The sequence below is a fragment of the Streptomyces sp. NPDC045701 genome, from assembly GCF_056432045.1.
Map to the genome: position 1 here is coordinate 136,694 of NZ_JBWKJV010000004.1, position 24,285 is coordinate 160,978.

Genomic DNA, 24,285 nt, shown 5'->3' on the forward strand with positions numbered 1-24,285 from the left:
GGCGGCCGCGCTCGCGCCCGATGCCGCCCGGCCGAACCCGTGGAATATTCAACCATCGGTCGCGGTTGACGGCGCCGAAGGAGGTCACCAGTGGACATGACCCACGGCGTCTCCAGCGACGCCTACTACGGCCACGGGACACCGGCGGAGCGCTGGGAGCGGGCGCAGCTGTTCTTCGAGGCGAAGGACTACGCCGTCGCGGCACGGGTGCTCGGCGGGCTGGTCGAGGAGGTGCCCGAGCAGACCGGGCCTCGGCTGCTGCTGGCTCGCGCCTACTACCACTCGGCTCAACTGCGGCGCGCGGAGAGCGAGTTGCGAACCATCCTGGAGCGCGACCCGGTCGAGCACTACGCCCGGATGATGCTGGGCCGCACCCTGGAGCGCCAGGGGCGCACCGAGGAGGCGCGGTCCCACCTGCGCGTCGCCTCGGCGCTCGCCGGTGACTTCGGGGACGTCTGAGGCGTACGGCGCGAGCGGGTCCCGGCCGTAGCGACACCGCCGCCCGGCGGGCGCGTACCCCGAAACCGGTGTCGCGCCCGCCCGATTCCCCCGGCCCGGGGCACGGACAGCCCTCCACCCCTCCGCCGCAGGCCGGCACACCTGCGGCTCCCGTAGCTCCCGCGGCCCGACAGGACGACCGAAGGCGAGAACGAGGGTGCTCGGTGACAGGGCGACGCCCTACGCCCTTGATGACGATCCGAGCCCCGTCGGTCCACCGCGGTATGGCCGGGAGGACGGTCCGAGGCCGCCGATCGGTGCGAAACCCGGGCCGGATGCCCGACAGTCGGCGGGTGATCCCGGGCGCGGCGGCCGACAGGATGACTGACATGGATCCCGAACTCGAAGCGTTCATCCCGCTGTTCCCTCAAGTCAACCTGACCGACCCCGTGTCCGACCGCGAGAGCTTCGCCGAACTGGCGGCCAGGTTGCCACCCCCGGACATCCCGGGCCTGGAGGTCGAGGACCGTACGGTACCCGCCGATCCGGACGTGGCGGTACGGATTTACCGTCCGCGGCACGCCCGGGGCGCCGTCGTCTGGCTGCACGGCGGGGGGTTCGTCATGGGGAACCTGGACACCGAACACCCGTGGGCCGCACGACTGGCCGCGGGATCGGGCGCGGTGGTGGTCTCGGTGGCGTACCGGCTGGCCCCGGAGAACCGGTTCCCGGCCGCCCTGGAGGACGCCCACGCCGTACTGGCCTGGACGGCCGAGCACGCCGCCGGGCTCGGCATCGACCCGGAGCGGATCGCCGTCGCGGGCCACAGCGCCGGCGGCTGCCTCGCGGCCGGCCTCGCCCTGTACGCCCGCGACCGGCAGGGCCCGCCGATCCGGTTCCAGCTGCTCAACCAGCCCGGGCTCGACGACCGGCAGGAGACCTGGTCGCAGCGGCACTTCACCGACACGCCCTGGATGAACCGCGACCGGATCGCCGCGACGTGGCGCCACTACCTGGGCTCCACGCCCGCCACTCCGTACGCCGCCCCCGCGCGGGCCACCGACCTGTCCGGCCTGCCGCCCACGTACATCGCCACCGCCGAACTCTGTCCCAACCGCGACGAAGGCATCACCTACGCCCTGCGTCTGCTGCAGGCGGGCGTCCCGGTCGAGCTGCACCAATGGCCCGGCACCTTCCACGGCTCACAGGCGATCCTGTCCGCCGAGGTGTCACAACGGCAGATCGCCGAACTCGGCGCCGTCCTGCGCCGCGCCCTGGCCTGAGGGCCCGCACTGCCGAGGCGCGGGGAGGGTCCCCGTCGCACTCATCGATCAGGAAGGACACATGTCATGAGGATCGCACTGGCGCTGTGTGCGAGCGTGGCCGCGCTGAGCGTGTGCGCGGGCACCGTGGCGGCCGTTCCCCCGTCCTCCGGGACGCGGACCGCGACGGCCGGCAGCACGAGCCCGTCGAGCGGCGTCGACCCCGTGCAGCTGGGTTCCGCCCTGGACGGCGTCCACCGCGCCGGCATACCGGGCGTGTTCGCCGAGGTGCGCGACGCGGACCAGGTGTGGCGCGGGGCCTCGGGGGTCGCCGACCTCCGTACCGGACGTCCCGTCACGGCCGGCATGCGTCACCGCGTCGGCAGCATCACCAAGACCTTCACCGCCGCCGCGGTCATGCAACAGGTCGAGCGGGGCCGGATCCGGCTCGACGCGCCGATCGGCCAGTACCTGCCGCGACTGGTCCCGGGGGAGCGCGGCAGGAGAGTCACGGTCCGGATGCTGCTCAACCACACCAGCGGCATCCCCGACTACATCCCGTACGCGTTCCCGTCCCTCCAGGGGTTCCCCTCCGACGTGTCGGCCAAGAGCCTGGACGACAACCGGTTCAAGCGCTTCCGCCCGGCCGAACTGATCGAGCTGGGGCTCGCGGCCCCTCCCGCCGGCGAGCCCGGAGCACCCACGGGCGTGTACTCCAACACCAACTACGCGCTCCTCGGCCAGCTCCTGGAACGGGTGACCGGCGACACCGCCGAGGAGTACATCACCCGGAACGTCATCGAGCCCGCCGGACTCCGGCACACCGGGTTCCCGGCCGAACCGCGTATCAAGGGCCCGCACTCACGGATGTACGAGGCGCTGTGGGGCGTGCTCGACCCGCCGCGCGACTACAGCGTCTACAACATGTCCTGGGTGATGACGGGAGCCGGTCTCGTGTCGACCATGGAGGACCTCAACCGGTTCTACGGGCGGTTGCTCGACGGCAGGATCGTCGGCCGCGACTCACTGGCGCAGATGCAGCGCACCATCCCGGTCCGCGCCCTGGACGGGACGACCATCCACTACGGTCTGGGCCTGCACAAGGTCGACCTGGGGGAGTGCGGCACCTTCTGGGGCCACGACGGCACGGTCTGGGGAGCCGGGACGATGTCCCTGACGCGGGCCGACGGCCGGCGCCAGATGTCCGTCGCGATCAACCTCATGCGGTGGAACGCGCCGGACTCCTCCGGACAACCGCGGCACCACCCCATCGACGACGCGCTGTCGACACTGCACCGGCAGGCGTTGTGCGGCGACCGGCCGGAAACCGGTGTGCCGCACACGCGCTGACAGCGAGCACCGGTGGGAGCGACGAGCCGGCTGGCGCGGCGCGCGTCGTCCGCCGGCTCGTCGTCCGCCGGAGCGGGCGCACCTGACAAACGTCATCAATTCTCGTGCGCGTGATCGGACTTGAGGTGGAGGAGCCGACACCTGCCGCGCGGCGAGGATGGCGGGAGCGCGCACGCCCGTGTGCCGTCGACCGTGCAGGGAGAGACCATGGACCCGACCCTCCGTCCCGCCCGCCCCGCTCCGCGCCGAAGGCCGCGCCCCGTCGTCCTGACGTCGAGTGCCGTCCTCCTCTCGCTCGTCACCGGCGTGCTGCCCGCGCACGCCGCCCCGGCCGGGCCCGCTGCCTTCGCCGGGCCCGCCACAACGCCCCGGACCGCCGCGACGGCCGCCGTCGCCGGCACCCCCGGCCACGGTCCGGACCGCGGGGCGTTGCGCACCGCCCTCGAAGCCATCCACCAGGCCGGCATGTACGGAACCTACTCGGCCGTCCGCAACGGCTCGGCACAGTGGCGCGGGGGCGCCGGCGCGGCCGACCGGAAGACGGGGCGTCCGGCCCGCCCCCAGCTGCGGCACCGGGTCGGCAGCATCACCAAGACGTTCACCGCCGTCGCCGTGCTCCAGCAGGTCGAACGGGGACGCATCGCGCTGGACGCGCCCATCGCCCGCTACCTGCCCGGGCTGATACCGGGCGAACGCGGTCGCGGCATCACCGTCCGGATGCTGCTCAACCACACCAGCGGCCTGGGCGATCACGTACTCGGCGCGTTCCCCGGCCTGGTGGAGGACCCGGGCAGGGCCCTGGACGCGAGGCGTCTGCACCGGTTCGTCCCGGAAGAGCTCGTACGCCTCGGACTCGCCGCACCCGCGCCGGTGCCGCGCGGCACCTACGCGTACTCCAACACCAACTACGTGATCGCCGGGTTGCTGCTGCGCGAGGTGACCGGACAGGAACCCGAGCGCTACATCACCTGGCAGGTGATCAACAAGGCCGGACTGCGGCACACCTATTTCCCCCGGACCCCGTATCTCACCGGCCCGCACGCCAAGATGTACGAGTCGATGTACGGCCTCATCGAGCCCGCCCGCGACTACAGCGTCTACGACATGTCGTGGTGCGGTACCGCCGGGTCACTGGTGTCGACCGTCGACGACCTCAACGCCTTCTACCGCCGGTTGCTGAGCGGCGGGCTGCTCGGCCGGGCGGCGCTGGAGGCGATGAAGACCACGGTCCCCGCGTACGAGCCGCCGCCCGGCGAGCAGGTCGCCCTGCGCTACGGCCTGGGCCTCTACACGATGCGGCTCCCCGACGGCCGGTGGTACTGGGGCCACGACGGAGGCGTCTTCGGCGCCGGCACCTGGGCCCTGTCGACGGAGGACGGGCGCCGCCAGGTCGCGATCGGCTACAACCTCATGAAGTACCAGCGCTTCGACGAGCAGGGCAGGCCGCTGCACCACCCGATCGACGAGGCGATGCTCCGGTACGTCACCACCGCCCTCGGCGGCACCGTCAAGGGCGCCCGGCGCCCGGCCCCGGCCGGCGGGCTCCTCGTGGCACCGTCGTCCGCCGTCTCCGACGCCCTCCGCCGCCAGGCGTCCGGGGCCCCGGCACACCGGTGAGGCGTACGGTGACGTCACCGTACGCCCCCACCCGTTCACCGACCGTTCGGGGTACGCCGGCGACCGCTCGGACACGGTGCCGACTCTCGTAGGGTGGAGGGGTAACGACAGACCGGAGCAGTCATGCCCACCCCCCACCCCCTCGGCAACCCCACGGACGAAACCCCCGACGCGCTGTTCGGCCTCGACGAACTGCGGACGGGGCCAGAGCCCCGTTCCTCGGGAAAGCCGCTGTTCCGCGACTCGGCCGAGGCCCGGCGGATGCTCGCGGTACGGGAGATCCACGCGGAACCGGGAGCCGCGGCGTCCCCGCGCGGCAAGCAGATCCTCGCCGCGTTCCCCGACGCGGAGGTCCTCCCCGTCGACTCGCACTGGCGCATCCCGGACCTGCACGGCAACAGGGGCAACGCCGAGCGCTGGGTCCGCATCAAGAGCACGGTCCTGGTGCTGGGGGAGAAGAAGACCCTCACCGTGCGACCCAACGGCCGCTCCGCCGACTGGATCGCCCCCGGGGCCGCGAACGGCTGCGCCATGGCCTGCGCGTACTGCTACGTTCCCCGGCGCAAGGGCTACGCCAATCCGATCACCGTCTTCACCAACATCGACCGCATGATCGCCCGGCTGCGGCGCCACGTCACCGAGCAGGGACCCAAGCGGGAGCCCAACCAGTGCGACCCGGCCGCGTGGGTCTACGACATCGGGGAGAACAACGACGCCTCCGTCGACGCGTTGATCAGTGAGAACACCGCCGACCTGGTCCACGCCTTCACCCAGTGGCCGACGGCCAAGGCGTCGTTCGCCACGAAGTTCGTCAACCCCGACCTCCTGCTGCTCGACCCACGCGGCCGGACACGCATCCGGTTCTCCGTGATGCCACCGGACGACTCGCGGCTCCTGGACATCCGTACCAGCCCCGTAAAGCAACGGATCGCCGCCGCCGGCGACTTCCTGGAGGCCGGGTACGAGGTGCACTTCAACCTCTCTCCCGTCGTGGTCCGGCCCGGCTGGGAGCAGGCGTGGGCCGAGCTGCTCCAGCACATGGACGACGTGCTGCCGGCCGCCGTGAAGGAGCAGGCGGCGGCCGAAGTGATCATGCTGACCCACAACCGGGACCTGCACGAGGTCAACATGGAGTGGCACCCGCGCGCCGAGGAGGCGATCTGGCGCCCCGACCTGCAACAGGCCAAACGCTCCGAGAACGGCAGCTGGAACGTGCGCTACCGCAACGCCGTCAAGGCCGAGGCGGTGGAAACCGTACGCCGCCTCGTGACGGCCCACGCCCCCTGGCTGACCATCCGCTACGCCTTCTGACCCGCCCGGGCGGCCGACCGGCCCGGGCGGCGGAGCGCCCGAGCCGTGTCGGCCGTCACCGCTCGGGTGCCGTCACCGCTCGTGGTGGTTGAACCGCACCTCCGGGTTCTCCGCCGTCGGGCCGTCGAGGACCGGCCGGTGCCGGTCGCGCAGGTGGAGGTCGAAGAAGGCCCCCGTGTACGTGCGGACGAGACCGATCGCGCGGTCGGCACGGATCGTCGGCTGAGCATCGGGGTACGGCAGACGCAGCTGCTCGAAGAGGACGGGCAGGTCCGAGAAGGTGAAGTGGTGCGTCCCCGCCACGGCGAGCCACCGCTTCCAGCCGTCCAGGTTCCGCCACGCGGCTTCCCAGGTCACGTCCTCGCCCCCCGGCTGGTGGGCGGCGTCGCCAGTTCCGAGCATCATGAACGGCCGACCCCCGAGCCCTCGCTCCGGTACGGGATCCCCGAAGGCGCCGTCCATGTTGACGCCCGCCCGGAAGCGGTCGTCGTGCACCATGGCGGAGGCCGACGCCGCGCCACCCAGCGAGTGACCGGCCGCGCCGACGCGTCCGCGGTCGATGAGGGAGGCATGCGGCCAGGCGGGGCGCGGGCCCGTCAGCCGGTCCAGGACGAACGACAGGTCCCGCGCGCGGTTGACGGTCGCCTTCCGCATGTCTTCCTGCGTCTCGGCCTTCCGGCACGCCACACAGGTGAGGATCCGGCCGCCCGGGAACACGGTTCCGGTCGCTTCATAGGCGTGGTCCACCACGGCCACCACATAGCCGCGGCTCGCGAAGTCCTCGGCGAGGGTGGTCAGGGTGAACCGGGGTGCCCCGAAGCCGGGGGAGAGCAGGACCAGCGGATACTTCCCGGGCTCCGGCCTGGCCCGCACGACGCTGTGGGCCCGCGTCGCGCCGAGCCTGTCCACCAGCGACTCGTCCCGCACCCCGACGTCCTCCAGCAGCAGCCGCGCCTCACGCCGGTCCACGTACGGGGAGGGCGGGCGCGCCGTGGACCGCGCGGGGTAGTACACGTCCACCATGAGCTCGCGCGGCCGGTCGGGCACCCAGAGGTCCTGCCGGGAGCGGTCCACGAGGTGGAGGGCCGACCGGCCGACCTCCGCCTCCCCGGTGGGCTCCGGCAGCAGCAGACCGGATGCGGGGGCCTGCCGAACGGTACCGGGGACGGAGGCGACGGCCTGGCCGGACGGTGCCTGCGCGTGAGCGACCGGGGCGGCCGAGGCGACGGCGAGGGCGATCACCGCGGCGGTGGCCGGACGCAGCATACGTAACGTGTTCATGGCGAAGACGGTAGGCAGCGCCCGGGCCCGCCGTCGTCAGCCGCAGGTGCCGCGCCCGTACGACCAGGGGCTGATCTTCACCGTTCCTCGGTCAGGCGACATGGTGCACACGCCACGGACGCCCGGCTGCCGGGCGTCAGTCCGTGCTGACCCGGTCCGACCTGCCGGCCTGGTCCATCAGCCGGCGGACGTGGTCGGCGACGGGAAGGGCGGTGCCCCCCGCCGCCTTCCCGGCTCACCACCCGAGGACCGCGGCGCGGCAGGTCCGCAGGCCCCCACCCGGCGGGCCGAAGCTCCCCGCCCCGACGTGTCCGCGCGCTCGCCCCTACGCCACCGGCCGGCCGGCGGAGCCCCAGGCCGTGGTGAGACCCTCCAGCCACGCGGGCGGCAGTTCGGCGGCGTCCCACTCCTCCCACAGCGGCGACGGCGCCGCGGCGAGTCGTTCGAGCACGGCGACGCTGGTGGGGGAGTGCATGAGCGAGTAGCGGCCGTGGATCGCGATGGTGCCGCCGGGCCCGTACTCCGCGTACAGCCGTTCCAGGTGCGCGCGGTGGGACGAGGCGAACTCCGCGAGACGCCCCGGGTACGCGGCCCTCTGCCTGGCGCTCATCGTGCCGAGCACGGCGGTGAGCACCTGCTCGGAAACCTCCGGATCGAGCTCCGACTCGGTGGTGAACGAGAGGTAGATGGGTACGACCGCCACCTTCGCGCGCTCCACCTGCATCCTCCGTACGGGCGTCCGGACCTCCGCGGCGGGTGCCGACGGATCGGAGGTGACGGCGTGCCGCAGCGCCCGTTCGGCGAGGTCGCCGAGTGCGTCGGTGACGGCCTGGCTGCCGTCCAGCCAGCCGGCCTCGTACAGCTCGCCCTTGTCCCCCGGCGCGCTCCGCCCGATGGTCCCGGCCTCCTCGTGCGCGAGGGCCAGTGCGCCGGCCTCGACCAGGCCGATCAGTTCCTCCGCGTCGCCGGTGTAGACCCCGGCCCGGCCGAGGAGCTGGAGGAGCGTCTGCTTCGCGTTGAGCACGCTGATGGCGTCCAACTCATGCCGTCCTGCTTCGGCGGCGTTCACTGGGTCCTCCTCATCGCCTGGCCGTGTGGTGTGCGCGTACACGGAACGCTCCGGTGGAGGGTCCAACGTCCGGTGGGCGTGCGGAGATCCCGCCGGGGCCCGGACCTGCGTGCGCCCGCGCTCGTTCCGGGGCGGTGGGAGCCTCCTCGTCGCACCTCATCCCGTCTCGTTCGTGTCTCGCCGTCTCGCCGTGTTCGCCGTGCGGTGACCGCTTCCGCTCACCCCTCGATGGCCACACCCTCTCACGGCACGGACGTCCCGCCCGGAACCATCCGGGTGCCGGACTGTCATGTGCCGACACCGCCGCGCGCAGGCCTCCGCGAGCTGTGTGCCCTCCGGCGGGTGCGTCCATGCTCCCGTGGCGGCCGCCCGCCGTCCGGCTCTCCCCCCGGCGCAACGGAGCGGTACCCACCGCTGGTTGCGTGGCGCCTCGGTCGCCGGCGGTGACGGCCGCCCCCGGCATCCAGGCCGACGCGCGTGCGGGTGCGCGCCGCGCCTACGATGACCGGTCATGAGCATGAGCGAGGGCGGCAGACCACTGGTCGACGCACGGTTCGAACTGGTCTCCCGCCTGGGCAGCGGCGGCATGGGTACGGTCTGGCGGGCGCGCGACGTCGCGCTGGACCGGGAGGTCGCCCTCAAGGAGGTCCGCCCGCCCGACCCGGCCGTCGAGGAGGCCGACCCCGGCCTCGCCGCGCGGCTGCGGGAACGCGCGGTACGTGAGGCCAGGGCGCTGGCCCGGCTGTCGAACCCGCACGTCGTGACGATCCACCACATCGTCGAGCCCGCCGACGGGTCGCATCCCTGGATCGTCATGGAGCTCGTCGAGGGATGTTCCGTGTACGACCGGCTGGCGCGGGGCCCCATGCCCGTGTCCGAGGTGGCCAGACTCGGGCTGGAGGTCCTGTCCGCGCTGCGCGCCGCGCACGCGGCGGGGATCCACCACCGTGACGTCAAGCCCGCGAACGTACTCCTGCGCCCCGACGGCAGTGCCGTCCTGACCGACTTCGGCATCGCCACGCTGTCCGAGACCACGTCCCGGCTCACCTCGACCGGCGACCTCATCGGCTCCCCGGAGTTCATCGCTCCCGAGCGCGTGCGCGGCGAGGAGGGCAACCCGGCCTCCGACCTGTGGTCGCTCGGCATGCTGTTGTACGTGGCGGTCGAGGGCCACCACCCGTTCCGGCGGGCGACCAGCCTCGCGACCGTGGTCGCCGTGCTGGACGACCCGATCCCGCCGCCGGTCAGGTCAGGGGCGCTCGGCCCCGTACTGGACCGGCTGCTGGTCCGCGACCCCGCGCAGCGGCCCGACGGCGGGGAGCTGGAGCGCCTGCTGCGGCAGGCCGCCGCACGCGAGGCGGGCACGGCCCCCGCGGACGGTTCGCGGCCGGACTCCCGGCCGGGCGACCGGCCCCCCGCCACCACCGGACCCCGCGACGCCGTCCCGTTCGCTCCGCCCGGTCACGCCACCGCGCCCGGCCGCGCCGCCCTCGGCCGCGCCTCGGCCACGCCCGCCCACGGGCAGGCCGCGGCGCAGCACGGGCAGCACCCCGCGTACGCGGGACCGCGGGACCACCACGCCCCCTGGACCCCGCGGACCACCGGGCGAAGGGGGGCGTTCGGACCTCCCGTACCGCCCGGCCGCAGGTCGGCGGGCCGACGTGCCGTCACCGTCTCCCTCGCCGCGGCGGCGACCGCGCTCCTGGTCGTCGCCGCCCTGAACTGGCCGACCGGCGCGAACACGGGCGACGAGGGCAAGGGCAAGGACACGACGGCGTCGTCGAGTCCTGCCCCGCGCACCCCGGCGTCCGGCGGACCCGGCACCACGCCCGGCACCGGAACTGCCCCGTCCGCCGGCAGCGCCGGTGCCGCCACCCAGGGCACGCTGCTCACGACGGCGAACATCCGCACCGTCCTCGGGGCGTTCCGCGAGGCGAGCGGCAACCCGCAGGTCAAGGAGGTGACGTTCTACGAGGACTACGCGCTGGCCGACATCCCCACCGGGCCGGCGGCCAGGACGTACGACGAGTACCAGTACCGTGACGGGGTCGCGACGCGCACCGGGCCCGGCGGTGGAATCGACCCCGACGCCCCGGACGAGCAGCCGTTCGACGCCACCGCCGTGGCCTGGGACACCCTCCCCGCGCTCATGAAGCGCGGGGAGAGGGAACTCGCCGTGGACGACCCCACCACGCGGTACGTCGTCGTCGGTCGATGGACGTTCAACGCCGACCGGCCGACCGTGCGTTTCTACCTCTCCAACGCGTACACGCTGACCGGCTACCTCGCCGCCGACACCCGCGGCAAGGTGGTGTCCTCCCACCCGGCGTCCTGACGCCGGTCCGCTCGCCGTCCAGGTGGACCGAGGCGAAGCGGACGGGTCCCTCAGGCGCCGGGGCCCGTGGAGGGTTCCGCCGACCGGTTGATGGGCATGGTGACGCTCGGCCGGGGGCTGGGCGTCGCGCTCGGGGTGGGACCGGCAGCCGTGTCCGCCGGCGTGCCGGGCGTCGCCTCGGCCGCCGGGTCCGGCGTCGCGTCCGTCGGGCCGCCCGGAGTCGCCTGTGCCGTCGTGGGCGGGCTCGGGACCGGGTGCGGGGGTGGGCCCGGCGAGCCCGACGGGCTCGGGACCCGGCTCGGGGGTGGTGACGTGACGCCGGGCGGCGGCCCGGCCGGGGGCGCTGGGCGCGGGTCCGCCGGAGCGGAGGAGCCCAGGGTCAGATGGACGGTGCCGGCGACGACGACCGCGGCCACGAGGGCGGCCGGATACGCGAGGCGGCCCCGAAGGCCCGCCGCCCGCCACGGCCACGGCCACAGCCGCCCGCCGGCCCGCCGGGGCGGTGCGGCCGGGCGCAGGTCCCGTACGCCCACCGACTCGGCCCGGGCGCCGAGCGCCTGACGGAGCCGGCGCTCCACGAGACGTTCGCGTTCCCCGCCGGCGCTCATATCCGTCCCTCCAGAATCCGTTCCAGCGCGTCAAGGGCGCGGCTGGCGTTCGACTTGACGGCCCCCCGGCTGATCCCCAGGGTCCGGGCGATCTCCGCCTCGCTGAGGTCGGCCCAGTACCGCAGTACCAGCACCTGGCGGCGGCGCGGGGTGAGCCGGCCCAGGGCGGCCAGCACCTCGCGGTGCGCCTCGTCCATCACGACGTGCTCCTCGGCGGAGGGCACGTCGGCCGGGGCGGGCGGCGCCCAGGCGCGGGCGGTCCGCCGCCGCCTCAGCACCGAACGGGAGGTGTTGACGACCGCCGTGCGCAGGTAGCCCAGCGCGTTGTCGACCTCCGTGACGTGCTCGCCGTGCCGCCGGTAGAGGGCCGTGAAGGCGTCCTGGACGACGTCCTCGGCGGTGGCGAGGTCATCGACGAGGAGCACGGCCAGCCGCACCATGCCGAGACGGTGGGCGTGGTAGAGGTCGGTGACGGTGGGCGGCGGGGAAGCCGCGCCGCCGTACGGGCCCGTGACCGGCCGGAGGTCCGCACGCGGACGGTCGGCGGGCGGGGCCGGCTGCTCGCGGCGCGGCAGCAGTTCGCGGAGTGCCGCACGCACGCCCCACCCGCCGCCGGGCCGTACCCGTGGGAACACGGGCTGGGCCGGGCGGAACGGCAGGGCGTGGTGCGGCACGGGGGTCCTCGGGTCGAGCACGTCAGCGGGAAGCGCGCCGCCGAACGGCGAACAGGGTCCCGGCCCCGAGGGCGACGAGCCCCGCCGCGCCCGCGCCCATGGCGGTGTTGGTGGCGCCGGGGCCCCCAGTCTGCGCCAGCTCGGGCCCGGCGGAGGGCTCACCGGTCGCGGGCCGGCCGGTCGGGGGCTGTGCGGTACCGGGGGTGCCGCCCCCGTCCGGGGCGGGAGCGGCGGACGGGACGGCGCTCGGCGGGAGGCTGGTCGCCGGGGCCGGCGCCGGCGTCGCGAGCGGTACGGCACCGGGCGTGGCCGACGGCACGGCCCTCGGCGCGCTCGGCGGTACGGGACTCGGGGTGGCCGGCGGTATGGCGCTCGGCGCGCTGTCGGCGACCGGCGACGGCACGGGCGATGGCGTCGCGCTCGGTCCGGCCGCCGCCCAGGACGGCACGGCTGTCGCGGCCAGTGCGCCGGTGACGGCGGCGGTGACGACTGCGCGCTTCAGGTGGGACACGGTGGTTCTCCCGACTGGGTCCGGGGGCGCGGGTTCACGCCCTTCACCCCGCACGACGTGCGAGTGGCCGGGAGGTTGCCGCCCACCGCGGGAATCTTTTCGCCGGGGCCGGTCGAGGCGCGTGTCCGCGCCGGTGCTAGGAATGGGGCGGGGTCGCGGTACGCGGCCCGATCCGTTGCACACCGTGGGGGATTGCCGCGTGTACGTCGAGAAGCTGCCCTGGAAGTGGACCGCCTTCTGCGTCGCGGTCTACCTCGTCATGGTGGGCCGGCTCGGTGCGGACGCCCTGCCCGAGGACCTGGGTCTCTGGCTCGGGGTCTCGGCGGCGTTCCTGCTGGTGCTGGTCCCGTGCGTCGCCGTACCGCTGTCGAAGCGCGTCTACCACCGCATCCGCGTCGACCCGGCCGCGGGCGTCCTGCGGGTGGGCCGCGAGCGCATCGCCCTCGCCGACGTGGACCCCCGGTCGGTACGGGACGCCCGCGGGAGCGGCCGCCCCGACGCGCTCCCCCAGGGGAAGCCGCGCCTGGTGGGCGGCGGTTGGGCCGTACCGATGGGCATGGACAGCGTCACCATCACCACCCGGCGGGGGGAGGCCCTGACCATCGCCACCCACGACCGCGGCGCCCTCCTGGACGCCCTGCGGCGGGCGACGGCCTCCGGTACCTGAACCACGTCCCGGACCCCGCCCCGTTTCCGCCGCTGGGCGCCGTGCGGCGCGTGTACCGGCCGGGTGTCCCGGCTGCCGGGTGGACGCCGTCCGGGTGGACGCCGGGCGTGGTGCCGGTGGTCGGCCGTCGGATGCCGGCCGCTGCGGGGCCACCACCCGGGGGCGGCCCACCGGGCATGGCCGAACAGGCGCTGCTCCCGGTGGGCCGCCCCCGGCAGCGTCACGCGTCGTCCGCCAGGGCGCCCGCCAGGGCGGCGGCCGGGTCGGGGTCGGGCGGGCCCACGGGTGCCCAGCGGCCGGCCTCCTCGCGGTACGGCCACCATCGGCCGTTCCGGTCCAGGCGGAGCTGTACGTCCGCCCCCGCCACCGTCCAGCACCCCGGGCCGTCCGCCCGCAACGCCGGCCGCTCGTCGTCCTCCCAAGCGGCGGCGAGCACCGCCTCGGCCCGCGCCCGCTCCTCCGCGCCGGGCGTCAGGTCCCCGTCCAGCACGCCCAGCGCATCGGCGCCGCCCAGCCGCCACGCACGCGTGGCGACGTCCAGGCCGGCGCGCCCGCGCCCGGCCCCGGCGGCCAGCCGGTCCAGCGCGGCCGGCGTCCACGTCCCCGAGGCGGCCAGCCGTACCGCGTCCTGTTCCGCCGTCAGCGGTGCCTCCACCGGCCGGTCCTCATGGCCGGCCGTGAGCGCGTCCGCCAGCATCCGGTACGCCCGCGCGGCCGCGTCCGCCGCCAGCGTCTCCAGCGCCGCCGGGTCGACGCCCGGCGCGGGCCGGGTCTCGGTGTCCAGCGAAGGCGGCTTCCCGGGGGCCGCCGGCAGCGGAGGCGGCGCCGGCAGCGGCGGAAGGATGTCCCGCGCGGCGAACGCCTCGTCCGCCCGTACGCCCTCCGGCCCGTCCGCGTCGCCCGGCGCCGCATCCTCGTGGCGGCCGGCGCTCCCCGCCCGCGCGGTACTGCGCTCCTGCAACTCGTCGAGCAGCCACTGTTCCCCCCGGCCCCGCAGCAGGAAGAGCACGAACGGATCCTGGTCCAGCAGCCGTGCCACCTGGTAGCACAGGGCCGCCGTGTGCGGACAGTGGTCCCACGCGTCGCACGCGCACTCGGGCTCCAGGTCGCCGATGCCCGGAAGCAACTCGACGCCCGCCGCGGCGGCGTCCTCCACCAGGTGCGGCGGCACGTCCCGGTCCAGCAGGGCGGCGATGTGTCCCGCCCGGTCCACCGCCATGTCCAGGAAGCGGTCCCACTCCTCCTCGGTCAGCTCCCGCCACAGCACGTCGCTGCGCTGCGCGGTCCCGTCCCGGTCCCGCACGACCGCGGTGATCCGCCCGGGCCGCACCGACACCGCACCGACGGCCCCCTCCCGTGCCTGCTTGCGGCCCCTCTTCAACTGCCCGCCGTCGAGCGCGGTGTCCTCCAGGGCCTTCAGCCACGCCCGGCCCCACCACGTCTCGGCGAAGCCCCGGCCCTGCGCGGGAGGCAGCGCCGCGAACGTACGCTCCCCGCCCCCGTCACCACTCATCGCGTGCCCCTTCGCGTGTCCTGCGCGTTCCGTGCGTTCGGTGTGTCCCGCGCGTGCTCCGTCCCGCGGAGCCGCACGAGCTCCGCGAGCTCGTCGTCGGTCAGTTCGGTCAGCTCGGTGAGTGCCCCGTCCCCGCCGGAACCGAGCACGGCGTCGGCCAGCTCCTTCTTGCGCACCAGCATGTCCGCGATCCGGTCCTCGATCGTGCCCTCCGCGATCAGCCGGTGCACCTGGACGGGCCGGGTCTGGCCGATGCGGTACGCACGGTCCGTGGCCTGCGCCTCGACGGCAGGGTTCCACCAGCGGTCGTAGTGCACAACGTGTGCCGCGCTGGTCAGGTTGAGCCCGGTGCCCGCCGCCTTCAGCGACAACAGGAAGACGGGAACCTCGCCGGCCTGGAAACGCTCGACCATCGCCTCCCGCTCGGGCACCGGAGTCCCGCCGTGCAGGAACTGCGTGCGTACCCCCCGCGCCGCCAGGTGCCGCTCCAGCAGCCGGCCCATGCGCACGTACTGCGTGAACACCAGCACGCCGGCCTCCCCGGCCAGGATGGTGTCGAGCAGCTCGTCCAGCAGCTCCAGCTTGCCGGAGCGGCCGGCGATTCTCGGGTGCTCCTCCTTCAGGTACTGCGCCGGGTGGTTGCAGACCTGTTTGAGGGCCGTCAGCAGCTTGACGACGAGTCCTCGGCGCTCCATCCCGTCCGCCTCCGCGACGGCCGCCAGGGTCTCGCGGACGATCGCCTCGTACAGGCCCGCCTGTTCGGAGGTCAGCGACACGGAGAGGTCGGTCTCGGTCTTCGGTGGCAGCTCCGGGGCGACCCCGGGGTCGGACTTGCGGCGGCGCAGCAGGAAGGGCCGTACCAGAGCGGCCAGTCGCTGGGCGGCCGCGGGATCGGCGCCCTGCTCCACGGCGCGGGCGTACCGGCTGCGGAAGGTCCCCAGACGGCCCAGCAGCCCGGGGGTCGTCCAGTCGAGGACGGCCCAGAGTTCGGAGAGGTTGTTCTCCACCGGGGTCCCGGTCAGTGCCACCCGCGCCTTGGCGCCGATCGTGCGCAGTTGCCTGGCGGTCGCGGAGTACGGGTTCTTGACGTGCTGCGCCTCGTCGGCGACCACCATGCCCCAGGGCACGCGCGCGAGGAGGGCGGCGTCGAGCCGCATCGTGCCGTACGTGGTCAGGACGAACTCGCCGTCGCGGAGGTCCTCGAGGTCCCGCCCCGAGCCGTGGAAGCGGCGCACGGGCGTACCCGGAGCGAACCTCTCCACCTCCCGCTGCCAGTTGCCCATGAGGGACGTCGGACAGACGACCAGGGTGGGGCCGGCCGCGGACGCGTCGGTCTGCCGGTGCAGGTGGAGGGAGATGAGGGTGATCGTCTTGCCGAGGCCCATGTCGTCGGCGAGACAGGCGCCGAGACCGAGCGAGGTCATCCGGTGCAGCCAGTTGAACCCGCGCACCTGGTAGTCGCGCAGGGTCGCGGCCAGCGCCGCCGGCTGCCCGATCTCCTGGCCGCCCGCGTCCGGCCGCCCGCCCTCCGGGTCGGCGATCCGGTCGCGCAGCGTCTGGAGCCATCCGGACGGCTGCACGTCGACCTGGTGGCCGTCCACCTCGGTGGTGCCGGTCAGTACGGCGCCGAGCGCGTCGATCGGCGTGAGCTTGCGGTCCCGGCGGTCCCGCGCGCGCCGGGCGTCCTCCGGGTCGACCAGCACCCACTGGTCGCGCAGCCGCACCACGGGGCGGCCGGCCTCGGCGAGCCGGTCGAGCTCGGCCCGGGTCAGCTCCTGGTCGCCCACCGCGAAGCGCCAGTCGAAGGCGAGGAGCGCGTCGGCCGAGAGGAACGACGGCAGTCCCGGCCCGCCCCCACCGTCCTCGTCGTTCCGGTCGCTGCCACCTCCGACGCCCCTCCCGTCCCTGCCGCCCCGGCCGTTCTCGTCCGGTGGCCCGATGACGGCCCGCGCGGTCAGCGAACGCGCCAACTGCCTCGGCCAGTGCACCTGTACGCCGGTGGCGGCCAGCGTCCGTGCCGCCTCGCCCAGCAGCTCGGTGACCTCCTCGTCGGCGAGGTCCAGGGCGTCCGGTACCGAGGCGGACAGCAACGGCGCGAGCGGCGGCCAGGCGCGCGCGGCGCGACGCAGCGCGAGGAGCGCGTCCAGGCGGGCCCGCGGACCGAAACCGTCACCGGCCGAACCCGACCACACCTCGGCGGCGTCGGCCACCAGCGAGGGGTCCCTGACGCTGTGCATCTGGAGGACGGCGCGGAACGCCGGGCCCGCGGGCGTGTCCATCCCCGGCGCCTCGACGCGCAACGACAGCCGCACGCCCGCGTCATGACCCGCCGCGACGTCCGCCGCCCAGGTGCGCTGCTCCGGCACGTACTGCGGCTCGAACGCGGCGAACGCCGGCCCTCCCACCGCGAGCGGCGCCGCGGGCGTGCGGGGCAGCGCGTCGGCCACCGCGTCCAGGAAGGAGAGCAACAGCCGCTCAGGGGCGGCCAGGAGGACCGTCCCGTCCTCCGCGGTGCCGACGGGCACCGCGTGGGCGGTCGGTGGCATCGAAGCGGCGAGCGTACGCACCCGGTCCAGATCCCCGGCGGTGAGCGGGCCGGCCCGCCAGGCGTCGTGGCCGCTGCCGTCGAGGCCGGGCAACATCAGTCCCCTGGCCGCCAGTTGTAAGGCGAGGAGGGCCGCGGACCCCCAGAACGCGGTGGCGGAGGAGGCCTCGGGAGAGCGTCCTGCCCGGGTGAGCAGCGGCAGCGCCTCACGGACCGGCATCAGCAGCGCGCGCACGGCGGCCGGACGTGCGTCGGCGGTGACCACGGGCAACTCCTCGACCGGTCCGCTCCCGAGACCTTCGGGCACGCCGAAGACGCCGGAGCCCGTCTCGCCGCCCGGCCGGGGCGAATGGTGACCCGGGCCGTCGGCCGGGGGCGGTTCGGCACCGCCGGGCAGTTGGAACGCGAAGCGCCCGGCACGGGGCGGGTCGGCGGGCAGGAAGAGCGGTGAGCAGCGGGCGAGCAGGGGCACGTCGGGAGCCGGGTGGGGCGTTGCTTCGGGAAGCTGGTGCACAGCGCTGACGCATTCCTCAAATTTGACTAGCGGGAGTCGAAGCGCCGAGGGTACTCGATGGTCCCTGCTCGGCGAGGGTGGATTTCCCGTGACATAGGCCACTTCGCGTCCAGGCTGTGGGTAGCGCCACCCCAGTACCCTGGGAAGCCCCACCCCACGTCCGGGTGGTGGTGCCATGGCTCTGGGCCCCTGCTCATCCGTAGGTTCATCAGGTCGGCGCGTGTCCGCGTACGAGACCACATCAGACCGGAGCACCCATGCCACAGGCCACATCTGCCCTCACGATCCCTCGCCCGGCGGTCACGGACACCGCCGCCGCGGTCGCCGGCGCCGTCCCGGTCGGCGGGCGCGGCTCCCGCAGTGAATTCGCGCCCCTTCTCCGTACGATCAAGGAGCAGGGCCTGCTGGAACGGCGCACCGGCTGGTACGCGACCGGCATCGTCGTGAACCTGCTCGCCCTTTCGGCGGTCGCCGCCGGCCTGGTGCTGTTCGGGCACTCGTGGTGGTCGCTGCTGCTCGCGCTGCCCCTGGCGGTGCTCTCCGCCAGGGCGGCCTTCTTCGGTCATGACGCCGGGCACTCGCAGATAAGCGCGGACAGGGGCAGGAACCGCCTCATCCAGTTGCTGCACGCCAATCTGCTGCTCGGCATGAGCCAGCAGTGGTGGAACGACAAGCACAACCGGCACCACGCCAACCCGAACCACGAGGACAAGGACCCGGACGTCGCTCCGGACGTCCTCGTCTTCAACCGGCACCAGGCGGTGGGACGCACCGGTCTGCGCGGCTGGGTGGCCCGTCACCAGGCGTGGTTGTTCTTCCCGCTGACCACGCTCGAAGGACTCGCCCTGAAGGTGTACGGCTTCCAGGCGCTGTTCTCCAAGGACGGACCGCGTCAGGCATCGCGCGAGCGCCTGATCGAGGGCGGTCTGCTGTTCGCCCACGTGGCCGGATACGCCGCCCTTCTGCTGAGCACCATGCCGGTGGGTCAGGCCGTCATCTTCGCGCTCGTGCACCAGATGCTTCTGGGCCTCCACCTGGGCATGGCCTTCGCGCCCAACCACAAGGGCATGGAGGTGCCCGACCCGGACGGCGAGCCCTGGGGCCACCTGCGCCGGCAGGTGCTCACGTCCCGCAACATCCGGGGTGCCGCACTCACCGACTGGCTCCTGGGCGGCCTGAACTACCAGGTCGAACACCACCTCTTCCCCAGCATGCCCCGCCCCCACCTGCGGCTGGCGCAGCCCGCCGTGCGCGCCCACTGCCGCTCGCTGGGCATCCCCTACACGGAGACCGGCTTCGTCGACTCGTACCGCCAGGCGCTGGGGCACCTGCACGACGTCGGCCGACCGCTCCGCACGGCCTGAGCGGCGGGGCGCGGAACCGGCAGGCCCCGTCACGCGTTCACCCACCAGGAAGCGGCCGTCGCCGGCCGTCAAGGAGGCATCGACATGTCGACAAGAACGAAGATCGTCATCGGGGGAGTGGCCGTGGGCCTTCTCCTGTGGCCCCTCATCGGGTTCTGGATGTCCCTGCTGGTGCTGATCGGCGTTCCCGCCATCGCCTACCTGACCCTGGATCCGGGACAGCGCCGGCGCCTGCGCCGCGTCAGCCGCAAGGAACTCGGCCGCTGACCGTCGGCCCGAGGTGCGGACCGCCGACGAGGCACTGACGGGCGGCGGCAGGAAACCCGCTGCTCGGCCGCCCGGCCGGTCCATAACAAGTGATCATGGTGATGGTACGCGATACCGGCGCGACGGAGGGGGCTCGGATGCGCGGAACGGTCACAGCGGTCAGCAGCAACGGCGAGTACACGTTCACCAAGCCGAACCGGCCGGAAATCACCCTGCTGGCCGGGCTCGGAGTGGAGGGGGACGTGCACGCGGGCGTCACCGTCAAGCACCGCTCCCGCATGGCCCAGGACCCGACGCGGCCCAACCTCCGGCAGGTGCACCTCATCCATGAGGAGCTGTTCGAGGAAGTGGCCGGGAAGGGCTTCACCGTCCGGCCGGGCGACCTCGGCGAGAACATCACCACGCGGGGCCTCGACCTGCTCGGCCTGCCCGTCGGCACGCTGCTCCGCATAGGCCCCGAAGCGGTCGTCGAAGTCACCGGACTCCGCAACCCGTGCCTCCAGGTAGACGCTTTCCAGGAGGGCCTGCTCAAGCAGGTCGTCGGGCGCGACGAGACGGGCTCCGTCGTCCGCAAGGCCGGGATCATGGCCGTCGTGACGACCGGGGGACCCGTCCGGCCGGGCGACGCGGTCACCGTCGAACTCCCGAACGGCCCGCACCGTCCCCTCAAAAGGGTCTGAGCGGCGCGTCCCGGGGTACCCGCCCGGCCGGAACGCCGGAGGGAGACACCATGGACGATGACAAGCGGCTCGAAAGCGCGGGCGAGGACGGACCCGGAGTCCCGAGGGACCTGCCCGACGAACAGGCGGGCGGCGCCGACGATCACTGGGACCCGGACATGTCCCGTGCGACGGACGGCGAGGACGGGGATACCCCCGCCGAGGACACACTCGCGGACGGCGAACCCGAGGAACCCACCGGCTGAACTGCCCCCGGACCCGCCGACCCGCCGGCCGCCCGTCAGGCGGGACGTACCGCCATCGCGTCGAGAGCGGCCAGCAAGGACGGCAGGTTCGGCCCGCGGCCGACCGGCAGCACCTCGCGGGGCAGCTCGTCCAGCAGGACGAAGGCGATGTCGTCCGTCCGGGCGACGACCGACCAGCCCGGCCCGTCCGCCCGCAGCGTGCGCGCCCCGCCGGGCGCGAAACCCGACCTGACCCGGCCCGGCGGTGGCGGCTCTTCCAGGTAGCGGTGCAGCGCGGCCAGAACACGACGCAACGGGTCGTGCGAGTGGTCCGCGGGCTCGGCCGCCCCGGGCCGCTGCTCGTCGGGCGCCTCCGGCGACCCGGACGGAGCGTCGCCGGCGTCCGTCGGCACGAAGGCGTCCTCGCCGAGCTGCTCACGCCAGAAGGCCCACTGGAGGGCGACCTCGTCGGCGCCCATCCGGCGCTGCGCCGGACCCCACTGGCCAGGATCCGGAGGCGTCAGCGGCCGGGACTCGCCGGGCTCCGTCTCCGGGTCGTGCGGTGCGGGCACGTGCGGCGCGGCGACCGCCAGGGCGAGGGGCCAGCCCGGCAGGGCGGCGACGACACTGCGCTCGTCGGGCGACAGGTCGTACTCCATGCCGCAGTCCCACGAGGCGATCGCCACGGCGACCAGCGACACGTCGTCGACGACGACCGTCCACCGGGCCCCCTCGCCGTCCTGGCCGAACACCAGCCCGTACCCCTCGGCGTACGGCTCCAGCCCCAGGGCCGCACACGCCTCGGGGTAGTCGTCACCGAGCAGGCTCGGGAACTGCGCGGGCGTCAGCAGCACGGCGGTGAGCACATACAGCGCGTCGTCGTCCACCACACCCGCGTCCACGGGTTCCGTCCCGGTCATGGCCGCCTCCCTCCCACGTTCGTCGGCGCACCTTAACCAGCGAGTAACCCACACGTCGAGGGTCCGGCCGCCCGGACCGGGACGACGCCGGCAGGCGTCAGCACCCACCAGCACGCGGACCAGCACACAACGGCACGACACAGGACCGACGCCGTCAGGGCACCGGCGGGCCCGGCTCAGGCGGCAGGCAGGCCCATCAAGCTGCGGGCCACGGTCTGCGGGGACTCGTCGCGCTCGCGGGCGAGCGCGATCACCGCCCGGCACGCCAGTTCGCTCACCCCGAAGGACAGCGCCTCCGGCGACACCCAGCCCGCCGCCTCGTCGACCCCCTCCTGGTCGTCGTCCGCGCACGCGGCCACGTAGACCGCGGCGGCCTCGAATATGTTGTGCTGACGGGCGCCGCCGGACCGCCCCGGACGTCCCCCGTCCCCCTCTTCCGAGCCCGAGGCCGGACCGGGGCCGAACGATCTGAACGACGACCTGCAGAAGCTGAAGAACGTGCGGAGTCCGTTGAACACCGGGCCCACCTTCCCGCTGCGCGGCGGCACTCGCCACCGGTCTTCCGACGCTGGACCTCCAACGTAAGGTCCGGCCCGCGCCCGCAGAAGAGGACGGCGAAGGGACGCCCTCCCCGTCCCGCCCCCTGCTGTCCCGCTCCGCCCCCTGCGTCCGCCCCTTGCGCCGGTGACGGCGCGATGCGGTCCGTCAACCTTGGCGTTCGGCGACGGCGAGGAAACGGTCGTCCTCGTCCACGTACGAGATCATGTGCCACCCCGCCGCGGCCAGCAGCGGCCGCAGATTGGGCTCGGCCCGCAGGTCGTCGGGGGCGAGCCGCCGCCCGTGGCGGGCGGCCAGCGCCGCCCGGCCGACCGCGTGGAACAGCACCAACCGGCCGCCCGCCCGTACGACCCGCGCCAGCTCCCGCAGATCCTCGACCGGCCGGGCCAGGTGCGAGACGAGCCCCGCGCCGAAGACGGCGTCCAGCACCCCGTCGCGGAGCGGCAACCGCCCCACGTCACCCAGCAGCAGCGCCCCGCTGTCCGCCCGCCCGGCCCGTACCGCGGCGGCCAGCATGGCCGGCGTCAGGTCCAGCCCGACGACCGTGCCCCCGGCGCCCACGGCCGCACGCAGGTGCGGCAGCGCACGGCCCGTACCGCATCCCGCGTCGAGCACGGCGTCACCGGGCCGCAGTCCCGCGTCGGCGACGGCAGTGGCGAACCTCGGTCCGTCGTCCGGGAACCGCGAGTCCCAGTCCGCCGCGCGGGCGGCGAAGAACTCCTGGACGTGCGTGTGGTCGTCGGCCATGGGGACATGATCCCCCACACCCTCACGGACGGTGCGGGCACGCGTGCGAGCGTGCCCGATCGTTCACGCCGGTCAGGCCGTGACCGAACAAGCCACCGGAGCCGTACGCGTCCTCCTCGGCATCGTCCTCGAAGCCGGACACGTACGGGTCAGCCGCGCGGCCCAGGGCTCCCCTTCCCGGACTCCGTCCCCATCCGCAGGAACCAGTCGCGTGCGGCGTCCGCGGCCTCTTCCAGCGTTCCGGGCTCCTCGAAGAGGTGGGTGGCCCCCGGGACCACACGGATCGTGCACGGAGCGGTCAGCCGCCGCGCCGCCTCCTGATTCAGCCGCAGCACCTCGTGGTCATGACCGCCCACCACCAGCAGGACCGGTGCGCGTACGCCGGCGAGCGCGGCGCCCGCGAGATCAGGGCGACCGCCACGCGACACCACGGCACGCACCGACTCCGTCCTCTCGGCCGCCGCCACCAGCGCCGCCGCCGCCCCCGTACTGGCGCCGAACAGCCCCACCGGGAGAACGCCGGTGCCGGGCCGGCCGTGCAGCCAGTCCACCGCCGCCGTCATTCGCCGCCCGAGCAGGGGTATGTCGAACCGCAGCTCGGCGGTCACCATGTCCGCGCGCTCCTCCTCGGCGGTGAGGAGGTCCAGGAGCAGGGTGCCCAGGCCCGCCTCACGCAGGACACCGGCCACCGCCCGGTTGCGGGGGCTGTGCCGCGAACTGCCGCTGCCGTGCGCGAAGGCCACCACCCCCCGGGCCTCCCGGGGCAGGGCGAGATCCCCGGCCAGTGTGACCCCACCTGCGGGCAGGGAGACCGCCTGTGACGCCATCGCCATGGATCCCACCTCCCGTGCCGGTCCCACGCCACGAGGTCGAACGCCCACGAGCATCGCGGACCGGCCATCGAGTACCCCTCCGCCCGGACCGGATAACCGCCACCGCACGACACTGCGACGCGGGCCGCCCCCGTGACACGTCACCCGCAGGCTGGATCGCGCCCGCCGGTGGGACTCCCGTGCGACGAGAACAGCCACACTCAAGAAACGATCGCGTCCCCCGGACCGGGTGCCCCGCTCAAGCCCCACCGGTGCGCAGGACGTGTCGCCCGCACTCGACCTCGACCGCGGCCCGCCGGCCGCCCTCGGCGAGGCACGCGACCGCGGCTCGGGCAAGGAAGTGCCGGTACGGTTCGTCAGGCACCCGGGGACGCGCGCACCCAGCCCGGACGCTCGATCCGGGTCCCGAGGCACCGGCCCCACGCCGTGACAGGCCCGTCCCGCCGCCGCACGACCAGCAGGAGTGCTTGCCCTGCCCACGTCCGTGCGCAAGGCTTACGTGACAGCGGGGAACGTGCCAAACGGGGAGGACCGGACATGGCTCTGGACAAAGGACTCGACTGGCTCCTGGACGACCTGACGAAACGGGTCGAGCACATAAGTCACGCACTGGTGCTGTCCAACGACGGCCTGGTGACCGGCGCGAGCACCGGACTCGCCCGCGAGGACGCGGAGCACCTCGCCGCTGTCTCCTCCGGGCTGCACAGCCTCGCACGAGGATCCGGCCGGCACTTCGGGGTGGGCCGCGCACGCCAGACGATGGTGGAGTTCGACGAGGCGATGCTCTTCGTCACCGCGGCGGGCGAAGGCAGTTGCCTGTGCGTCCTCAGCGCGGCCGAGGCCGATGTCGGCCTGGTCGCCTACGAGATGACGCTCCTCGTCAACCGGGTCGGCGAGCACCTCGCCGTGGCCGCCCGGCAGCCCGGCGAAGCGGCCCTCACCGACCGCTGACCAGCGCCGACCTGCAACGACTCGCGTCCGGCCCAAGGTTTTCCAC

23 protein-coding genes are annotated in these 24,285 nt (G+C 74.2%); 12 read left to right on the forward strand and 11 right to left on the reverse strand.

The genetic code is table 11. The features are described 5' to 3' along the window. The first annotated feature begins 96 nt into the window (after positions 1–96). From AC07DW_RS06545 to AC07DW_RS06565, 5 genes are all read left to right on the forward strand, one after another. A complete protein-coding gene (locus tag AC07DW_RS06545) occupies positions 97–459 on the forward strand; it encodes a tetratricopeptide repeat protein (protein ID WP_478856713.1) in 363 nt (120 codons plus the stop codon). A 368-nt stretch (positions 460–827) separates the two neighbouring features. After that, positions 828–1,721: an alpha/beta hydrolase gene (locus AC07DW_RS06550; protein ID WP_478856494.1), complete on the forward strand. Its 894-nt coding sequence runs from the start codon at positions 828–830 to the stop codon at positions 1,719–1,721. Between the two features lie 66 nt (positions 1,722–1,787). After that, positions 1,788–3,050 carry a serine hydrolase domain-containing protein gene (locus AC07DW_RS06555; protein ID WP_478856495.1) on the forward strand — a complete coding sequence of 421 codons (1,263 nt, stop codon included), beginning with the start codon at positions 1,788–1,790 and terminating at the stop codon, positions 3,048–3,050. Positions 3,051–3,257: 207 nt separating this feature from the next. Continuing rightward, complete coding sequence (locus AC07DW_RS06560) at positions 3,258–4,667, forward strand: serine hydrolase domain-containing protein (protein WP_478856496.1); 1,410 nt, start codon at positions 3,258–3,260, stop codon at positions 4,665–4,667. 123 nt (positions 4,668–4,790) lie between these two features. Continuing rightward, entirely contained in the window at positions 4,791–5,978 is a 1,188-nt protein-coding gene (locus AC07DW_RS06565; RefSeq protein WP_478856497.1) for a spore photoproduct lyase family protein, read from the forward strand. 72 nt (positions 5,979–6,050) lie between these two features. On the opposite strand, the gene AC07DW_RS06570 is transcribed toward AC07DW_RS06565, so the two are convergent. Next, a complete protein-coding gene (locus AC07DW_RS06570) occupies positions 6,051–7,259 on the reverse strand; it encodes an alpha/beta hydrolase family protein (RefSeq protein ID WP_478856498.1) in 1,209 nt (402 codons plus the stop codon). A 325-nt stretch (positions 7,260–7,584) separates the two neighbouring features. Then, positions 7,585–8,328, reverse strand: a complete 744-nt coding sequence (locus AC07DW_RS06575; RefSeq protein WP_478856499.1) for a hypothetical protein — start codon at positions 8,326–8,328, stop codon at positions 7,585–7,587. Positions 8,329–8,839: 511 nt separating this feature from the next. On the opposite strand from AC07DW_RS06575, the gene AC07DW_RS06580 reads away from it, so the two are divergent. Continuing rightward, the gene (locus AC07DW_RS06580) at positions 8,840–10,663 is read left to right on the forward strand and encodes a serine/threonine-protein kinase (RefSeq protein ID WP_478856500.1); all 1,824 of its coding nucleotides are present in this window, start codon (positions 8,840–8,842) and stop codon (positions 10,661–10,663) included. Positions 10,664–10,713: 50 nt separating this feature from the next. On the opposite strand, the gene AC07DW_RS06585 is transcribed toward AC07DW_RS06580, so the two are convergent. The 3 genes from AC07DW_RS06585 to AC07DW_RS06595 are packed head-to-tail and all read right to left on the reverse strand — an operon-like array spanning position 10,714 to position 12,456. After that, positions 10,714–11,271 (reverse strand): hypothetical protein, encoded by a 558-nt coding sequence (locus tag AC07DW_RS06585; protein WP_478856501.1) that lies wholly within the window; start codon positions 11,269–11,271, stop codon positions 10,714–10,716. Then, entirely contained in the window at positions 11,268–11,945 is a 678-nt protein-coding gene (locus AC07DW_RS06590; RefSeq protein WP_478856714.1) for an RNA polymerase sigma factor, read from the reverse strand. Before AC07DW_RS06590 ends, AC07DW_RS06585 begins: the two co-directional genes overlap by 4 nt. 22 nt (positions 11,946–11,967) lie before the next feature. Continuing rightward, entirely contained in the window at positions 11,968–12,456 is a 489-nt protein-coding gene (locus tag AC07DW_RS06595; RefSeq protein ID WP_478856502.1) for a sortase-dependent protein, read from the reverse strand. A gap of 199 nt (positions 12,457–12,655) precedes the next feature. Between AC07DW_RS06595 and AC07DW_RS06600 the strand changes: the two genes are divergently transcribed. After that, on the forward strand, positions 12,656–13,123 hold the full coding sequence (locus AC07DW_RS06600) for a hypothetical protein (RefSeq protein WP_478856503.1): 468 nt from the start codon (positions 12,656–12,658) through the stop codon (positions 13,121–13,123). Positions 13,124–13,343: 220 nt separating this feature from the next. Here AC07DW_RS06600 and AC07DW_RS06605 read toward each other — a convergent pair whose 3' ends face one another. Together AC07DW_RS06605 and AC07DW_RS06610 are read right to left on the reverse strand one after the other, a co-directional pair. Further along, entirely contained in the window at positions 13,344–14,636 is a 1,293-nt protein-coding gene (locus tag AC07DW_RS06605; RefSeq protein ID WP_478856504.1) for an SWIM zinc finger family protein, read from the reverse strand. Then, the gene (locus AC07DW_RS06610) at positions 14,633–17,695 is read right to left on the reverse strand and encodes a DEAD/DEAH box helicase (RefSeq protein ID WP_478856505.1); all 3,063 of its coding nucleotides are present in this window, start codon (positions 17,693–17,695) and stop codon (positions 14,633–14,635) included. The genes AC07DW_RS06605 and AC07DW_RS06610 overlap by 4 nt, the downstream gene beginning before the upstream one ends. Positions 17,696–17,952: 257 nt before the next feature. Here AC07DW_RS06610 and AC07DW_RS06615 point away from each other — a divergent pair, with 257 nt between their 5' ends. The 4 genes from AC07DW_RS06615 (at position 17,953) to AC07DW_RS06630 (ending at position 20,251) form a co-directional block, all read left to right on the forward strand. Then, entirely contained in the window at positions 17,953–19,059 is a 1,107-nt protein-coding gene (locus AC07DW_RS06615) for a fatty acid desaturase family protein (RefSeq protein ID WP_478856506.1), read from the forward strand. An 84-nt stretch (positions 19,060–19,143) separates the two neighbouring features. Next, positions 19,144–19,326, forward strand: coding sequence for a hypothetical protein (locus AC07DW_RS06620; protein ID WP_478856507.1), 183 nt, complete (start codon positions 19,144–19,146; stop codon positions 19,324–19,326). Positions 19,327–19,463: 137 nt separating this feature from the next. Beyond that, positions 19,464–20,006, forward strand: coding sequence for an MOSC domain-containing protein (locus AC07DW_RS06625; protein ID WP_478856508.1), 543 nt, complete (start codon positions 19,464–19,466; stop codon positions 20,004–20,006). Between the two features lie 50 nt (positions 20,007–20,056). Then, positions 20,057–20,251 (forward strand): hypothetical protein, encoded by a 195-nt coding sequence (locus tag AC07DW_RS06630; protein ID WP_478856509.1) that lies wholly within the window; start codon positions 20,057–20,059, stop codon positions 20,249–20,251. A 35-nt stretch (positions 20,252–20,286) separates the two neighbouring features. Here AC07DW_RS06630 and AC07DW_RS06635 read toward each other — a convergent pair whose 3' ends face one another. The 4 genes from AC07DW_RS06635 to AC07DW_RS06650 all read right to left on the reverse strand — a co-directional run bounded on the left by AC07DW_RS06635 (position 20,287) and on the right by AC07DW_RS06650 (position 23,282). Beyond that, positions 20,287–21,150, reverse strand: coding sequence for a hypothetical protein (locus tag AC07DW_RS06635; protein WP_478856510.1), 864 nt, complete (start codon positions 21,148–21,150; stop codon positions 20,287–20,289). Positions 21,151–21,326: 176 nt separating this feature from the next. Continuing rightward, positions 21,327–21,668 carry a hypothetical protein gene (locus tag AC07DW_RS06640; protein ID WP_478856511.1) on the reverse strand — a complete coding sequence of 114 codons (342 nt, stop codon included), beginning with the start codon at positions 21,666–21,668 and terminating at the stop codon, positions 21,327–21,329. Positions 21,669–21,855: 187 nt separating this feature from the next. Further along, positions 21,856–22,455 (reverse strand): class I SAM-dependent methyltransferase, encoded by a 600-nt coding sequence (locus AC07DW_RS06645; protein WP_478856512.1) that lies wholly within the window; start codon positions 22,453–22,455, stop codon positions 21,856–21,858. Between the two features lie 149 nt (positions 22,456–22,604). Further along, the gene (locus tag AC07DW_RS06650) at positions 22,605–23,282 is read right to left on the reverse strand and encodes a dienelactone hydrolase family protein (protein WP_478856715.1); all 678 of its coding nucleotides are present in this window, start codon (positions 23,280–23,282) and stop codon (positions 22,605–22,607) included. Positions 23,283–23,825: 543 nt separating this feature from the next. Here AC07DW_RS06650 and AC07DW_RS06655 point away from each other — a divergent pair. Next, complete coding sequence (locus AC07DW_RS06655; RefSeq protein WP_478856513.1) at positions 23,826–24,239, forward strand: roadblock/LC7 domain-containing protein; 414 nt, start codon at positions 23,826–23,828, stop codon at positions 24,237–24,239. Positions 24,240–24,285: the final 46 nt, after the last annotated feature.

Excerpts from the sequence above, each read along its gene's own strand:
- AC07DW_RS06620 (WP_478856507.1), top strand. The coding sequence starts at position 19,144 with ATGTCGACAAGAACGAAGATCGTCATCGGGGGAGTGGCCGTGGGCCTT.
- AC07DW_RS06625 (WP_478856508.1), top strand. The coding sequence starts at position 19,464 with ATGCGCGGAACGGTCACAGCGGTCAGCAGCAACGGCGAGTACACGTTC.
- AC07DW_RS06545 (WP_478856713.1), top strand. The coding sequence starts at position 97 with ATGACCCACGGCGTCTCCAGCGACGCCTACTACGGCCACGGGACACCG.
- AC07DW_RS06555 (WP_478856495.1), top strand. The coding sequence starts at position 1,788 with ATGAGGATCGCACTGGCGCTGTGTGCGAGCGTGGCCGCGCTGAGCGTG.
- AC07DW_RS06645 (WP_478856512.1), bottom strand. The coding sequence starts at position 22,455 with ATGGCCGACGACCACACGCACGTCCAGGAGTTCTTCGCCGCCCGCGCG.
- AC07DW_RS06565 (WP_478856497.1), top strand. The coding sequence starts at position 4,791 with ATGCCCACCCCCCACCCCCTCGGCAACCCCACGGACGAAACCCCCGAC.
- AC07DW_RS06605 (WP_478856504.1), bottom strand. The coding sequence starts at position 14,636 with ATGAGTGGTGACGGGGGCGGGGAGCGTACGTTCGCGGCGCTGCCTCCC.
- AC07DW_RS06650 (WP_478856715.1), bottom strand. The coding sequence starts at position 23,282 with ATGGCGTCACAGGCGGTCTCCCTGCCCGCAGGTGGGGTCACACTGGCC.
- AC07DW_RS06560 (WP_478856496.1), top strand. The coding sequence starts at position 3,258 with ATGGACCCGACCCTCCGTCCCGCCCGCCCCGCTCCGCGCCGAAGGCCG.
- AC07DW_RS06615 (WP_478856506.1), top strand. The coding sequence starts at position 17,953 with ATGCCACAGGCCACATCTGCCCTCACGATCCCTCGCCCGGCGGTCACG.
- AC07DW_RS06550 (WP_478856494.1), top strand. The coding sequence starts at position 828 with ATGGATCCCGAACTCGAAGCGTTCATCCCGCTGTTCCCTCAAGTCAAC.
- AC07DW_RS06655 (WP_478856513.1), top strand. The coding sequence starts at position 23,826 with ATGGCTCTGGACAAAGGACTCGACTGGCTCCTGGACGACCTGACGAAA.
- AC07DW_RS06630 (WP_478856509.1), top strand. The coding sequence starts at position 20,057 with ATGGACGATGACAAGCGGCTCGAAAGCGCGGGCGAGGACGGACCCGGA.
- AC07DW_RS06585 (WP_478856501.1), bottom strand. The coding sequence starts at position 11,271 with ATGAGCGCCGGCGGGGAACGCGAACGTCTCGTGGAGCGCCGGCTCCGT.
- AC07DW_RS06635 (WP_478856510.1), bottom strand. The coding sequence starts at position 21,150 with ATGACCGGGACGGAACCCGTGGACGCGGGTGTGGTGGACGACGACGCG.
- AC07DW_RS06580 (WP_478856500.1), top strand. The coding sequence starts at position 8,840 with ATGAGCATGAGCGAGGGCGGCAGACCACTGGTCGACGCACGGTTCGAA.
- AC07DW_RS06570 (WP_478856498.1), bottom strand. The coding sequence starts at position 7,259 with ATGAACACGTTACGTATGCTGCGTCCGGCCACCGCCGCGGTGATCGCC.